Source organism: Clostridium sp. (assembly GCF_047718555.1).
GTDB lineage: Bacteria > Bacillota > Clostridia > Clostridiales > Clostridiaceae > Clostridium_I.
The window spans coordinates 119,565-133,268 of sequence record NZ_JBDNRK010000003.1; the positions used below are offsets into that span (position 1 = coordinate 119,565).

Sequence of the window (13,704 nt, forward strand, 5' to 3'; positions counted from 1 at the left end):
CTAACTTGGCATAAGTCTCCCACGCACTCTGTGAAAGCGATTCACGCAAAATCAAAAAAAAGATTTTGGTTCTCTGCTTGCACGCTGTGAAAGTGATTCGCACCAAATTAAAATTTGGGCTCTCTACTTTTCTTCAAGTGGGAGTTCAACGCCAAGTAAGCCATGCATTTGCAGTTCTAAAATTCAGATGGGGTAAAAGAATCCCCACCTGAATTAAGAACTTGCTTCAAAAGGGGTAAATTAAATGCGGATTAATAGAATAGAACTTTTTCATATCAAAATCCCTCTGAATTTTATGTTCAAAACATCGAAAACTGCTATAGACCATCGTGAGACAATTATAATTAAAATTACTGATGAACTTCAAAATAAAGGTTATGGTGAAGTAGTTGCATTTAGTGAACCATCTTATACTGATGAAACATTAATAGATTCTAAGTATGTATTAATGTATAACTATATTCGAGATATAATACACAAAGATATTAAGCATCCCTTTGATATTCATAAATGGATGAAGCCATTTTATCCAATGGCGCTTGCAGCACTGGAAAATGCTTTGGTAGATTTATATGCTAAAAGGGAAAAACAATCCATTATGGATGTTGTATTTAGTGAAGAAACTAATGATGACATCCGTGCAGGAATTGTATTAGGAGACCAAGATGTTCAGACCCTAATTAAACAAATTGACTATTATCAAAGTGAAGGGTATGTTCGTTTTAAAATAAAGATTAAACCAGAAGATGGATTTTCAAAATTGAAGGTTATTAGAGAAAAATATGATAATATTCAATTATTAGCAGATGCTAACAAAAGTTATAAGTTTGAACAAATTAATGAATTAAAGAAATTGGATGAACTAAACTTACTTTGTATAGAGGAACCCCTAGATTCAGTGGATTTTTTGGAATATCAAAGGCTTCAAAAAGAGCTGAAGACCCCCATATGCTTGGATGAAAGTATTCAAACAATTAGTGACTTAAAAACAGCAATTGAGCTTAAAGCTTTTAAGGTATTAAACATAAAAGTAGGACGTGTAGGGGGACTATATTATGCAAAAAAAATGATTGAATTATGTAGGAAAAGCAATATTGAGTATTGGGTAGGAAGTATGGTGGAAAGTGGTATTTCTAAAACGTTGCATGTACATTTAGCCAGTTTAAAGGATACTTATATTCCTGGAGATTTGTCATCATCAAATCGATACTTTAAAAGGGATATAATTAAACCAGAAATAATAGTTAAAAATGGTATTATTAGAGTGCCAAAAGGCTATGGTTTAGGAGTGGATGTTGATGAAGCTTCATTAAAAAATTATACAATTGACTACAAGGAAATGGGTGGTGAATAATATATGAACTTAATAGAGGGTTTAAATATTGAATATGTTCATGTATATGAAAGTGAACTTGATGCCAAAATGAATTTGACGAAATTCCATGATCAAACCTTTGGATATTTGAATGGTGGTGCAACAATTGCCTTTGGAGAAACTATTGCTGGATACGCTTCAAATCAAAAAATAAATAAAGATGAAATGGCAGTAGGTCAAAATGTTACTGCAAATCATATGAAACCAAAGAAAATAGAAGGTTATATTATTGCAAAGGGGAAGCTTATGCATAAGGGAAAGACATCTCATGTCTGGAGCATAGAAATGTTTGATGAAAATAAGGTGTTAATTTCATATTTAACTATTACAAATTCTATTATTAAGAATAGACACTTCAGTGAGGAGAGATGAGAATATGAGTTTTAAGTCAATAATAAAACTTATGGATATAAAAACTCTTGTTGCAGGAACTATTCCTGTGATTTTAGGTTCAATTTATTCATTCTATGCTTTTAAAAAATTTAATATTTTGTATTTTATATTATTAATATTTGCTATGATACTGATTCAAAGTTCCACTAATATGATTAATGATTATTTTGATTTTAAACGAGGAGCAGATAATGGAAAGAGTAGCAATGAAAAAGCTTTAATAAGCGGTGAGATTACTCCTAAGCAGGTATTGTTTATTATATTTATATATGAATTCATTGCTTCTATAATTGGTATTCTTATAGCTAGCCAAACAAGCTATTATATTTTACTGGTTGCTGTTGTTGGAGGTATTGTTTCAATCTTATATGCTTTTGGACCTTTACCCATTTCATATACACCCGTAGGCGAAGCTGTGTCAGGAGTAACTATGGGTATTGGTATAACTACAACAGTGATTTATATTCATTCAGGTGTACTTACATTGAATACGGTGTTGGTAGCAGTGCCTACTGCACTATTTATTGGTACTATATTACTGTCTAATAACTTAAGCGATTTGGAAGAGGATAGACTGGTTGGAAGAAAAACTTTACCTATAATCATTGGCATCAAAAATGCCGAGAAGCTGTGGATATTTAATGTAATAGGGCTGCTTGTATTGACTGCTGCTTTAGTAGTATTACATATTTATCCTGTTGTCATACTGGCACCTGCTATTGTATTTTTTCCATATAAATCAATCTCTAATTTTTTATCCTATGATAAGAATGTTCATACAAAGGGAAAAACAATGGGTCTTATTGGACAAGTTGGGCTAAAATATCATTTGGCTGTGATTGCCGGTTTATTAATATCAATTTTAATTTCTTCATTTTAGATACATAATACATAATTTTATTTTATTCTATTTTACATGTAGATAATAAAATAAAAGTATATAGGCTCCAAATAGCAAAATACAATAAAACCACTCTTTAAATAACTAGGGTAATATTTCCTAGTTATTTTTGATATATAAATAACATGAATTAATTTATTTTTCATTTACTAATACTTATTTTATTAATGTTTTTACATTATAGTTATTTCAAGCATTTTCAGCTTTACTATGTGAAAATGTTAAAATATGATCAACCATGTTTATTAAGCTATCTTTATAGGTCGAAGCTTTAAAATTTCTTAGTGCATCTTTGGCTTTTTCACCAAAATAATTAGCATCTTCCAAAGTTACATTACTTGTAGCTTTTATATCACCATCCATATAGTCATCAATTATTTGGTATGTCATACCAAGATTTAAGCCGTATTCTTCTAAGCTTAATATATCTTCTTCACTTCCACCTATAATTTCACATCCTAAGCGGCAGCAAAGGCCCATAAATGATGCTGTTTTACCTTTTATAATATTAAAATACATTTCTCTATCAGGTAGAGTATTTTGAGCTTGATCTACTTCAGCAGCACACATATTTGCAGTTACTTGAATTAAGTTGTGTACTATTTTTTTAGGAAGGGATTTATTAATGATTAAAAAAGCATGAGCATAAAGTACATCACCAGTGAGTACGGCTATCTTTTTTCCGTAAGTGTTGTTCAAGGTTTTTTGACCTCTACGAAAAATATCGCCATCAATAACATCGTCATGAACTAAACTTGCACTATGTATGAGTTCTACTGCCACAGCTAGCTGCAGCAGGGAAGATTCAGAATGAGTTGGGAGCTTTGAATTTATAGTTCCTGCTGACAATAAGACTAAAGTAGGACGAAGATGTTTACCGGGAATTTTAAAAAAATATTCCATAATTTCCTGTAGTGAATTATAATAAAGCATACTTGAACTCAAATTTTTAAGTTCTTCTTCTACTTGATCAAGTTCATTTATTATTGGTTTATAAATTTCTTGAAATTTCATTTATTCTCAAAACCTTTCTTATATTATTCAGGATAATCAAAAAATTTCTCACTTAATTAATATTGTGGTTAATTATATAAAAAAGATGTAAAGATAATATGTAGATATTAAGGTGTCTTAAAAAGTATGTTTAGTTATTTTTTTAAATCTTCATAATATCTTTATATTATTTTGTAATTATTGTCTTTAGATAGATTTAACTAGTGGAGTAATGAATAAAAACATTTCTCTTTGAGAGTTAGATGGAGAGGAGATAAAATGTTACAAAATTTTCTGATGATAGGAATTTTTCTCGTAGCCTCATTTGTTTTTGGAATGGTTGTTTTGTTAACTGCTTACTTTGTAAGACCTAATAAGCCCAATAAAGAAAAGTTATCTACTTATGAGTGTGGTGTTGAGACTACTGGTTCAACTTGGATAAGATTCAAAGCCAGTTATTTTATGTATGCCTTGGTATTTTTATTTTTTGATGTTGAAACAGTTTTTCTTTTGCCATGGGCAGTAAAATTTAAGACACTTGGCTTATTCGCTTTTGCTGAGATGTTTATTTTTATTGGTATTCTAATCATTGGTTTATGGTATGCGTGGAAAGAGGGGGCATTAGAGTGGAAATAAAATCTGAACAGAATAAATTTATTCAAGAGGAGATAGAAAAAAATATTAAATTAACTAAATTAGATGATGCATTAAATTTTTGTCGTGCTCATTCTTTTTGGCCGCTGACATTTGGTTTAGCCTGCTGTGCTATTGAAATGATGGCAGCAGGAGGTGCTCGTTATGATATTGCACGCTTTGGCTATGAAGTTTTTCGTGCTTCACCAAGGCAGGCAGATTTGATGATCGTTGCTGGAACTGTTACTGAAAAAATGGCACCTGTAGTGAAAAAAATTTACGAACAAATGCCAGAACCAAAATGGGTAATTGCTATGGGAAGCTGCGCTACCAGTGGTGGTCCTTTTGTAGACTCCTATAGTGTTGTCCCTGGTGCAGATACATTTTTACCTGTAGATGTTTATATTCCAGGCTGTCCTCCCCGGCCTGAAGCATTACTTCATGGCCTTTTAACTTTAAAGGAAAAAATTATTCATCCGGAAGAGGTGAGTAAGGTTGAGTAAAATTCGTGAACAGATGATTTCGTCATTAAAAGAAGAGTATCAACAAAATGTTGAAATCATAGAAAATACGCAAATGGCTATTTGTATAGAAGTTAATACTTTTTTAGACATTGTAAAAAAGGTAAAAGAGTATGGTTTTAATTTTTTAGTGGATTTGACGGCAGTTGAAGAAGAAAGATTAAGCTGTATTTATCATTTTATGTCATTAAGGACCCATGAGCTAATTAGAATCAAGGTAAAACTTGATGAAAAACTTGAGATTCCTTCATTGACTAAGGATTGGGCGGCAGCAAATGTTCAGGAAAGAGAAGTATATGATCTATTTGGGATTAACTTTATTGGCCATCCTAATTTAAAGAGGATATTGTGTCCAGATAATTTTATTGGACATCCACTGCGAAAAGATTTTAAAATTATTCAGCGAAGATAGAGAGGAGGTTTGGTGATGATACAAGAGAAAATGTTTCATACTGAGGAAATGACTCTGAATTTTGGACCACAGCACCCTAGTACTCATGGAGTATATAGAGCAATTTTTACTTTGGATGGAGAGAGTATTGTTAATGTGGAAAATGTTATTGGCTACTTGCATAGAGGTATGGAAAAATTAGCTGAATCCAGAACATATACTCAATTTATACCTTATACCGATAGATTAGATTACCTATCTGGAATGTTAAATGAATTAGGCTATGTTCAAACGGTGGAGAAGCTTATGGAAATTGAGGTTCCGGAAAGAGCTGAATATATTCGCATCATTATGGCTGAACTACAGAGAATTGCCAGTCACCAAGTTTTTTTAGGGAGTATGGCAATTGATCTGAACGGAGCTACTCCTTGGATGTATTTTTTTAGAGATAGAGAAAAAATTCTGGATTTATTTGAAATGGTTTGTGGCTCCAGAATGACAACAAATTATATGCGTATTGGCGGAGTAAGTCAGGATCTGCCTGAGGAATTTATTCCAAAGTTAAGAAATTTCCTTACAGAGATGGACAAAAATTTTGTAGAATATGAACGCATCATTACAGGCAATGAAATTTTTCAGGCCAGAACTAAAGATGTTGGCATCATTAACGGGGAAAGAGCTTTGGCTTATGGATTAACAGGTCCAAATTTGAGGGCTTCCGGTATTGATTTGGATTTAAGGCGTGATGTACCCTATGGTATTTATGATCGTTTCAAATTCAAGGTGATTGTTGGGAAAAATGGTGACTGCTACGAAAGATGGATAATGCGTATTGGGGAAATGGAGGAAAGTATAAAAATTATTAAACAAGCATTACAGCAAATTCAACAGGGACCAATGTTGGCTAAAGTTCCTAGAATGATAAAACCACCAAAGAGGGATATTTATCACCAAATTGAGGGATCTAAAGGTGTTCTAGGTTATTATCTTGTAAGCGATGGGCTTAATAAACCCTATAGACTTCACATTCATGGACCATCTTTTGTTAATCTTGGTGCCTTCCCTGAAATGGCTAAAGAAGGTACAATTCAGGATGCAGTTGCTATTTTAGCCTCACTGGATCCCATATTGGGTGAAGTTGATCGATAATAGGAGGGAAAAATGGAAAATATCTTTATAAATATATCTAACTGGTCCGAAAAATTGATCTTGGCCTTAGGAATACCCCATATTTTGGTGAGTATCATTATGAGTATTATTTATTTTATAGCTATTGTAGTTTTTGTTTTGTTAAATGCAATGTATCTAATCTATTTAGAGAGAAAATTTTGCGGCTTTCTGCAGCAGCGTCTGGGACCAAATAGATTTGGGCCTGGGGGGATTCTTCAGAGCTTGGCCGATGTGGTTAAGCTTTTAGGTAAAGAAGATATTATTCCTGACAAAGCAGACCGATGGGTCTTTCGGTTAGCCTCTTTATTAGTTATGGTTCCTGCTCTATTAGTCTACGCGGTTTTGCCCTTTGGTAAAAATATGATTGCAGCTAATTTAAATTTGGGTGTAATTTATTTTGTAGCCATTTCTGGAACTGCTTCCGTACCCATTCTAATGGCAGGATGGGGATCTAATAATAAATATTCTCTCCTAGGGGGAATGAGAGTAGTTGCCCAAATGATAAGCTATGAAATACCTATGATTTTTTCTCTTCTTGGCATTGTCATGCTGAGTGGTTCTTTAAATCTAGGAGAAATCATTTCAGCACAACATAATGTCTGGTTCATTTTTTTACAGCCTATTGCCTTTGTTGTCTACTTCATTGCTGCAACAGCGGAGCTAAACAGGGGACCTTTTGACTTGCCTGAAGGAGAACAGGAGATAATAGCCGGACCATTTACAGAATATAGTGGAATGCGCTATGCACTTTTTTATCTTGCTGAATACACTAATATGTTTGCTATTTCGGCACTTATAGTTACTTTATTTTTAGGTGGAGCAAGTGGTCCAATATTACCTTCTTGGATTTGGTTTATCTTAAAAACTTATGTAATAATTTTATTATTCATGTTGGTTCGCTGGACTTTTCCTAGGTTTAGATTAGATCATATGATGTCTTTAAATTGGAAATATCTTATTCCTATTTCTTTGATGAATGTTTTGTTTACAGGAATAGGTGTCAAAATATTTCAGTTAATTAAGGGGTGAGTTAGATGTTCGGTAAAGGATTAATTAATGGTCTTAGAGTAACCTTAGGGCATTTATTTGAAAAGAATATTACACAGCAGTATCCAGAGCAGCATCCTAAGTTACCACCACGTTCACGTTGTTCTTTTAAGCTGGATTCAGAAAAATGTATTTCTTGTGGTATTTGTGCTTTAAGCTGTCCTAATAGAGTTATTACCATTGACAGTTATAAAGATGAAAATAATAAAAGACATTTAAATAAGTATGAAATGGAATTAATGTACTGTCTCTTTTGTGGCCTTTGCGTTGAAAGTTGTCCTATTAAAGCCTTACAGGTTACTTCTAATTTTGAATTAAGTACTTATAATAGAGCTGAAACCAAGTTGAAATTATTCAGCAGTAAGGGGGACTTATAATGATTTCATCTTTTATTTTTTGGCCTATAGCAATTCTAATTTTATCTTGTGCCATAGGGGTTATTCATTCAAAAAATATTGTACATAGTGCACTATTATTGATATTAACATTTATAGGTATCGCAGTAGTTTTCATTTTCCTTGAAGCCGATTTTCTGGGCCTGGTACAGATTTTAATTTATGCGGGTGCTATTTCTATTTTAATAGTATTTGCTATAATGCTTACACGAAGAAATGAAATGAAAAATAGTAACCCATTTAATAAATTAAGATGGATTAGTTTAATATTTTGTTTAGGGTTTTTTGTGCTGATTGCACGTTTGATTCTAGTTAGTAGTTTTACTTATAAAAATTTAGAAGTAAAAAGCACTATTGGTTCCATTGCGGAAGGGTTCTTTGGAAATTATATGATCCCATTTGAAATTTCTGCCATACTTTTGTTGATTGCTATGGTAGGAGCTATTATTTTAGCTAAAGGAGTGAAAAATTAAATGGTTGGTTTAGAGGGTTATCTTATATTAGCAGCAGCTTTATTTTGTGTTGGTCTTTATGGAGCTTTTGTAAAAAGAAATGTTATCAGTGTATTAATGTCGGTGGAAATTATGATGAATGCAGTTAATATAAATTTAGTAGCTTTTAATAGGTTCTTAGCACCTGCAAAAGTTACAGGACATCTTTTCGCTATTTTTGTAATTGTGGTTGCAGCAGCTGAAATTGCTGTAGGTTTAGCTATTATCCTAAATATTTACCGCAGCCGTAGTACAACCAATGTAGATGATTTCAATATTTTGAAATGGTAGGTGTTATGATGATGTTTATAGGCTTAGCTTGGCTAATTCCAATATTCCCAGCAATTACATTTTTACTTATATCTTTTATTACAAAAAGATTCAAAGGCATTAGCGCAGCAATTGCAATAACAGGAATGAGTCTTTCTCTTATATTTTCTTTGGGTGTTTTTTACGATGTCATCACATCGGGAGTTAATATTAATCATCCGGTTGAATATGCTGTTTCATGGCTTTCGGTTCCCGTTAATATTGCAGCCGGAGTACTAATTGATCCACTTACCGCAATTATGCTTCTGATTGTGACTTTTATTGGATTGCTGGTGAAAATATACTCCTTAGGATACATGCAAAATGATCCGGGGTTTTCTAGATTCTTTGCAAATTTATCTCTGTTTAGCAGCTCCATGTTAGGCTTAGTAATTGCCAATAACTATTTTCAGATGTTTTTTTTCTGGGAATTGGTAGGTTTATGTTCCTATCTTCTCATTGGTTTTTATTTTAATAAGCCTTCAGCTGCAAGAGCTAGTAAGAAAGCATTTATTGCCAATAGAGTAGGAGATTTTGGATTTTTATTAGGAATCCTTTGTCTTTTCATAGCTTTTGGAACTTTTAATTTTAGGGAGCTTGCTGCTGGTATTCCCACTTATCCTAACGTTATCTTTCTTACTATTGCAGCGTTATTAATTTTTGCAGGTCCAGTGGCAAAGTCAGCTCAATTTCCACTGCATGTATGGCTTCCGGATGCTATGGAAGGTCCAACACCGGTAAGTGCTTTAATTCACGCAGCTACAATGGTGGCAGCAGGTGTATATCTTTTGGCACGTGGTTATATCTTATTTTCTTCATTACATGAAGTGAGTTTAGTAATTGCTTATATTGGAGGAATAACTGCTTTTATGGCAGGTACTATTGCTTTGGTGCAAAGAGATTTAAAAAGGATATTGGCTTTTTCAACAATGAGCCAGCTGGGTTATATGATTATGGCAATGGGTGTAGGAGGATTTACCGCTGGCATATTTCATCTTACCAGTCACGCATTTTTTAAAGCTTTATTATTTTTGGGTGCAGGTAGTATTATTCATGCTGTTGATGTACAGGACATTTTTAAAATGGGCGGTTTAATTAAAAAAATGAAAATTACCAGCTGGACTTTCATTATTGGTTCTCTAGCCCTGGCAGGGATTCCACCCTTGTCTGGTTTTTTCAGCAAGGATGAAATTTTATCTGTAACTTACGAACATGGCTATAGGTTTTTATATTATTTAGGTTTGTTCACAGCATTTTTAACAGCTTTTTACATGTCACGTCTGGTTTTTAGCGTATTCTTTGGCCAGGAAAAGCAGAAGAATTTAGTACACAAAACTCCTTGGAATATGAAGTTACCTTTAATAATATTATCAGTTTTTGCAATATTCTATGGCTTTCTCAATAAGACTTTTGCTTCATACATATATTTTCAGGCAGTCCAAAGTACAGAGCCAAACCTAATCATAATGAGTGAATCAGTGGCAGCAGCCTTTGGTGGGATTATATTAAGCTGGCTTATATATGGCAAGCAAGTAGTGTCAAGTGAAGCTCTTAGTGTGAGATTTAAACCAATTCATCAACTTCTTTTTAATCAATACTATTTTAATGAGCTTTATAATTGGCTATATGAAAGAATAGTTTCAAATATATCCCGTTTCTTCCACTGGTGTGATCGAAAGATAGTAGATGGAATTTTTGATAATACTACTTCTTTAATAAGAAGAATGGGGATTAGATTTAGACTTGTTAACTCTGGCAGTGTGCAGAATTATGCCTTCATCTTTTTTATAGCAATCGCTTTTATAATTCTATGGCTAGCAGCACCGATTTTAGGAGGTATATAGATGCAATTTCCGATATTAACATTAATATTATTAGCACCGATTTTAGGTATCATAATAATACTTTTGTTTCCAGCCACTAAAGTTAAGGAGATAAAAGTAACTGCAGCAATTGTCACTTCAATTTCATTGTTGCTATCCATTTTGGCTTTTGTAACTTATAATAGGGAAATAAGTGGTCTTCAATTTATGGAGTCATATCCATGGATACCTGCCTTCGGGATTAATTATTCTGTGGGAGTAGATGGTTTGAGCTTGCCTTTGATACTGCTTACCTCTATTGTTATTTTTGCAGGTGTTTTTGCATCATGGAAAATGGAGAAGAGAATCAAGGAATTCTTCATATTTCTACTGTTATTGGTTGCAGGTGTTTTTGGGGTATTCATTTCCAGAGATCTATTTTTCTTTTTCCTATTCTTTGAAATAGCTGTTATTCCAATGTATATCTTGATTGGAGTTTGGGGAAGTACTCGGAAAGACTACGCAGCAATGAAGTTAACTCTGTATTTATTGGTAGGTAGTTCAATTGTTTTAGTTGGGATCATTGCAACCTTTGTCTATGCTAATAGTCTAGGGATAAGAAGCTTCGATATTCAAACTCTTAGCAGTATTAATTATAGTTTTGGCTTTCAGAAATTTGCTTTTTTCCTAATGTTAATAGGCTTTGGTGTTTTAGTTCCTATGTGGCCCTTTCATACATGGTCTCCAGATGGACATGTAGCTGCACCAACAGCTGTGAGCATGCTTCATGCTGGAGTTTTGATGAAATTAGGCGGTTATGGGATTATCAGAGCTGGAATATTTCTTTTCCCGGAAGGTGCAAAATACTGGGTTCCTTTAATTGCAGTACTATCCATTGCCAATGTAGTATATGGTGCTTTGGTTGCTATGGCTCAAAAAGATTTAAAATTTGTAATTGGTTATTCCAGCGTAAGTCATATGGGATATGTACTTTTGGGAATTGCATCCTTAAATTTTATAGGAATTGATGGGGCAGTAGCACAGATGTTTGCTCATGGCATTATGACAGCATTATTCTTTACTTTAATAGGTAATATTTATCATAAGGCTCATACCAGAGAAATTGCTCGATTTGGAGGGCTAATGCATCAGATGCCAAGAATAACTATTGGCTTTATAATTGCTGGCTTTGCATCACTGGGGTTGCCAGGGCTAAATAATTTTGTTGCTGAATTTCTCATATTTGTAGGTTCATTTAGCAAAACAACAAAACTATTTTCAGTTATACCTTTTAAAGCCATCTCAATTTTAGCTGTTCTAGGAATTGTTATTACTGCTGTTTATATATTGAAGGTGATTCAAGATACTTTCCTTGGTCCTAGAAAAAAAGAATGGGATCACTTAAAAGATGCCAAAGGTGTGGAAATGATTCCTATAGTTATCTTATCAGGTGTATTAATATTTTTTGGACTATTTCCAGCACCACTAATTAATCTTATTCATAGTGGGGCAATTCCATTGATTAAGAGAATATCAGAAGCAGGCCTTATAGGGAGGGGATTTTAATGGTTAGCTATATAGTTGAACTTTTAACTGCGGCTTTATGTATTATTCTTTTGGCAGTAAATTTATTACTTCCAAAGCATAAAGAGAAATTTGCCTTGCTCACAGGAATAGGTCTCCTTACGATTTTAGTAATTTCTTTATTCAATGGTAATCATCCACAAACTTTCTTCGATGGAGCCTACATTATTGATTCTTTCAGTACTTTTTTTAAACAGCTATTTTTAATTGCTGCCATCTTAACTGTTCTAGTTTCTAAGGATCATATAGTTTCTAAGCCAGGAGAGTTCTATACCTTAATTGTTTCAGCACTTTTGGGAATGATGATTATGGTATCCTCCGGAGAACTTATAACCCTGTATATGGGGCTGGAATTAATGGCCATTTCTTTTAGTATTTTAATAGCTTATCAAGGGGATGAAAAATCAAAAGAAGCAAGTTTAAAATACATTATTTTAAGTGCAATGTCTTCAGCAATTTTTCTGTATGGATTAAGTTTAATATATGGTGTGACACAAACGACCATTATTAAAGAAATTGCTGGTGCACTATCAGCAGGGCATCTTGTACCTTTAGAAATGCTGGGAATGATATTTTTAATGGCAGGCTTTGCTTTTAAAATTGCTATTGTTCCCTTTCATATGTGGGCACCAGATATTTATGAAGGAGCGCCTACTTCAATCACTGTATTTTTGGCAGTAGCCTCTAAAACTGCTGCCCTGGCAGTATTGCTAAGACTTTTTATGGGCGGCTTGTCATCTATTTCCGATTATTGGGTTGAATTAACCATCCTCTTAGCTGTTTTAACCGTAGTATTAGGTAATCTAGCTGCTATTCCTCAGACCAATATCAAGAGAATGTTAGCTTACTCAAGTATTGCACAGGCCGGTTATTTTTTATTGGGCGTTGTTGCTGATTCAAACCTTGGTGTGGCAGCCATTTTACTCTATAGTTTATTTTACCTTTTTGCCAATATGGGTGCTTTTGGGGTTGCAATTGCTGTTTCTAAAGCAACAGGCAGTAATGAAATTAAAGATTATGCTCATCTAGCACGAAGATCACCTTTTCTGGCGGCGGCTATGCTCATTTCTTTACTTTCTCTGGCAGGAATGCCTCCCTTGGCTGGATTTATAGGAAAATTTTATCTGTTTTTAGCTATAATAGAGAAGGGACAATTATGGCTGGCATTTATAAGTATAGGTATGAGCGTGGTGTCAGTATACTATTATCTTAGAGTGGTTAAGGTCATGTACTTTGGAGAAGGCCCTAAGAAATTTGAACCAATTCCTGTGTCAAAAAGTACTAAATTGGCACTGACTGTATCTATGATAGCCCTTGTGGTTCTTGGAATTTATCCAAACCAATTAGTCAATGTGGTTTTAGCGGTTTCTAAAGCATTTTTGCCGTAGCAAAAGAAGGAAAAGACTTTTATTTAAGTGTTAGATAACAGCCGAATGTCAAATGAAATTTATTTAAACTAAGGTGAAAAATAGACTTGGTAAAATTCATTGATAAAGAAAATCTAGTGAAGATTTGTTATATTATAGTAACATTTTCGCTAGATTTTTATATTTGTATATAGAATAATCTTATTTTCTTTGTTATAAGTTAGTTCTTTACTATTATTTTTCATTAGATTAAATTTGGAATAAGTATTATAATTAAATATAAATTTACATTATTTACGCAAATAAAATATTCTAAACTAAATTTTATGTTT

15 protein-coding genes are annotated in these 13,704 nt (G+C 33.3%); 14 read left to right on the forward strand and 1 reads right to left on the reverse strand.

The annotated features are described in order from the left end of the window. The first annotated feature begins 244 nt into the window (after nt 1-244). Genes menC through ABF633_RS02245 form a run of 3 tightly spaced genes read left to right on the forward strand, consistent with a single transcriptional unit; the run spans nt 245 to nt 2,648 of the window. Complete coding sequence (gene menC, locus ABF633_RS02235) at nt 245-1,354, forward strand: o-succinylbenzoate synthase (RefSeq protein WP_415521584.1); 1,110 nt, start codon at nt 245-247, stop codon at nt 1,352-1,354. Nucleotides 1,355-1,357: 3 nt separating this feature from the next. Beyond that, nucleotides 1,358-1,747, forward strand: coding sequence for a PaaI family thioesterase (locus ABF633_RS02240; RefSeq protein WP_415521586.1), 390 nt, complete (start codon nt 1,358-1,360; stop codon nt 1,745-1,747). Nucleotides 1,748-1,751: 4 nt separating this feature from the next. Then, nucleotides 1,752-2,648, forward strand: a complete 897-nt coding sequence (locus ABF633_RS02245) for a prenyltransferase (protein ID WP_415521588.1) — start codon at nt 1,752-1,754, stop codon at nt 2,646-2,648. Nucleotides 2,649-2,858: 210 nt separating this feature from the next. On the opposite strand, the gene ABF633_RS02250 is transcribed toward ABF633_RS02245, so the two are convergent. Further along, nucleotides 2,859-3,683, reverse strand: a complete 825-nt coding sequence (locus ABF633_RS02250) for a polyprenyl synthetase family protein (RefSeq protein ID WP_415521590.1) — start codon at nt 3,681-3,683, stop codon at nt 2,859-2,861. Nucleotides 3,684-3,941: 258 nt separating this feature from the next. On the opposite strand from ABF633_RS02250, the gene ABF633_RS02255 reads away from it, so the two are divergent. Genes ABF633_RS02255 through ABF633_RS02305 form a run of 11 tightly spaced genes read left to right on the forward strand, consistent with a single transcriptional unit; the run spans nt 3,942 to nt 13,393 of the window. Continuing rightward, nucleotides 3,942-4,298 carry an NADH-quinone oxidoreductase subunit A gene (locus tag ABF633_RS02255; protein WP_003447428.1) on the forward strand — a complete coding sequence of 119 codons (357 nt, stop codon included), beginning with the start codon at nt 3,942-3,944 and terminating at the stop codon, nt 4,296-4,298. Next, a complete protein-coding gene (locus ABF633_RS02260; RefSeq protein WP_415521592.1) occupies nt 4,259-4,798 on the forward strand; it encodes an NADH-quinone oxidoreductase subunit B in 540 nt (179 codons plus the stop codon). The genes ABF633_RS02255 and ABF633_RS02260 overlap by 40 nt, the downstream gene beginning before the upstream one ends. Then, on the forward strand, nt 4,791-5,228 hold the full coding sequence (locus ABF633_RS02265; protein ID WP_415521594.1) for an NADH-quinone oxidoreductase subunit C: 438 nt from the start codon (nt 4,791-4,793) through the stop codon (nt 5,226-5,228). Before ABF633_RS02260 ends, ABF633_RS02265 begins: the two co-directional genes overlap by 8 nt. 15 nt (nt 5,229-5,243) lie before the next feature. Then, nucleotides 5,244-6,356 (forward strand): NADH-quinone oxidoreductase subunit D, encoded by a 1,113-nt coding sequence (locus ABF633_RS02270; RefSeq protein WP_415521596.1) that lies wholly within the window; start codon nt 5,244-5,246, stop codon nt 6,354-6,356. A 12-nt stretch (nt 6,357-6,368) separates the two neighbouring features. Beyond that, nucleotides 6,369-7,406: an NADH-quinone oxidoreductase subunit NuoH gene (gene nuoH / locus ABF633_RS02275; protein WP_415521598.1), complete on the forward strand. Its 1,038-nt coding sequence runs from the start codon at nt 6,369-6,371 to the stop codon at nt 7,404-7,406. Between the two features lie 5 nt (nt 7,407-7,411). Continuing rightward, nucleotides 7,412-7,801 (forward strand): NuoI/complex I 23 kDa subunit family protein, encoded by a 390-nt coding sequence (locus ABF633_RS02280; protein ID WP_415521600.1) that lies wholly within the window; start codon nt 7,412-7,414, stop codon nt 7,799-7,801. Further along, nucleotides 7,801-8,292 (forward strand): NADH-quinone oxidoreductase subunit J, encoded by a 492-nt coding sequence (locus tag ABF633_RS02285; RefSeq protein ID WP_415521602.1) that lies wholly within the window; start codon nt 7,801-7,803, stop codon nt 8,290-8,292. Before ABF633_RS02280 ends, ABF633_RS02285 begins: the two co-directional genes overlap by 1 nt. Then, entirely contained in the window at nt 8,293-8,601 is a 309-nt protein-coding gene (gene nuoK, locus ABF633_RS02290; RefSeq protein ID WP_415521604.1) for an NADH-quinone oxidoreductase subunit NuoK, read from the forward strand. Continuing rightward, nucleotides 8,595-10,463: an NADH-quinone oxidoreductase subunit L gene (nuoL, locus tag ABF633_RS02295; RefSeq protein WP_415521606.1), complete on the forward strand. Its 1,869-nt coding sequence runs from the start codon at nt 8,595-8,597 to the stop codon at nt 10,461-10,463. Before nuoK ends, nuoL begins: the two co-directional genes overlap by 7 nt. Then, the gene (locus ABF633_RS02300) at nt 10,464-11,987 is read left to right on the forward strand and encodes a complex I subunit 4 family protein (protein WP_415521608.1); all 1,524 of its coding nucleotides are present in this window, start codon (nt 10,464-10,466) and stop codon (nt 11,985-11,987) included. After that, complete coding sequence (locus ABF633_RS02305; protein WP_415521609.1) at nt 11,987-13,393, forward strand: NADH-quinone oxidoreductase subunit N; 1,407 nt, start codon at nt 11,987-11,989, stop codon at nt 13,391-13,393. Before ABF633_RS02300 ends, ABF633_RS02305 begins: the two co-directional genes overlap by 1 nt. The last annotated feature ends 311 nt before the right edge of the window (nt 13,394-13,704 follow it).

What these genes read in the sequence shown, in the direction of transcription:
- ABF633_RS02285 (WP_415521602.1), top strand. Translation starts at nt 7,801, where the DNA reads ATGATTTCATCTTTTATTTTTTGGCCTATAGCAATTCTAATTTTATCT.
- nuoH (WP_415521598.1), top strand. Translation starts at nt 6,369, where the DNA reads ATGGAAAATATCTTTATAAATATATCTAACTGGTCCGAAAAATTGATC.
- ABF633_RS02260 (WP_415521592.1), top strand. Translation starts at nt 4,259, where the DNA reads ATGGTATGCGTGGAAAGAGGGGGCATTAGAGTGGAAATAAAATCTGAA.
- ABF633_RS02250 (WP_415521590.1), bottom strand. Translation starts at nt 3,683, where the DNA reads ATGAAATTTCAAGAAATTTATAAACCAATAATAAATGAACTTGATCAA.
- nuoK (WP_415521604.1), top strand. Translation starts at nt 8,293, where the DNA reads ATGGTTGGTTTAGAGGGTTATCTTATATTAGCAGCAGCTTTATTTTGT.
- ABF633_RS02240 (WP_415521586.1), top strand. Translation starts at nt 1,358, where the DNA reads ATGAACTTAATAGAGGGTTTAAATATTGAATATGTTCATGTATATGAA.
- menC (WP_415521584.1), top strand. Translation starts at nt 245, where the DNA reads ATGCGGATTAATAGAATAGAACTTTTTCATATCAAAATCCCTCTGAAT.
- ABF633_RS02280 (WP_415521600.1), top strand. Translation starts at nt 7,412, where the DNA reads ATGTTCGGTAAAGGATTAATTAATGGTCTTAGAGTAACCTTAGGGCAT.
- nuoL (WP_415521606.1), top strand. Translation starts at nt 8,595, where the DNA reads ATGGTAGGTGTTATGATGATGTTTATAGGCTTAGCTTGGCTAATTCCA.
- ABF633_RS02270 (WP_415521596.1), top strand. Translation starts at nt 5,244, where the DNA reads ATGATACAAGAGAAAATGTTTCATACTGAGGAAATGACTCTGAATTTT.
- ABF633_RS02245 (WP_415521588.1), top strand. Translation starts at nt 1,752, where the DNA reads ATGAGTTTTAAGTCAATAATAAAACTTATGGATATAAAAACTCTTGTT.
- ABF633_RS02300 (WP_415521608.1), top strand. Translation starts at nt 10,464, where the DNA reads ATGCAATTTCCGATATTAACATTAATATTATTAGCACCGATTTTAGGT.
- ABF633_RS02255 (WP_003447428.1), top strand. Translation starts at nt 3,942, where the DNA reads ATGTTACAAAATTTTCTGATGATAGGAATTTTTCTCGTAGCCTCATTT.
- ABF633_RS02305 (WP_415521609.1), top strand. Translation starts at nt 11,987, where the DNA reads ATGGTTAGCTATATAGTTGAACTTTTAACTGCGGCTTTATGTATTATT.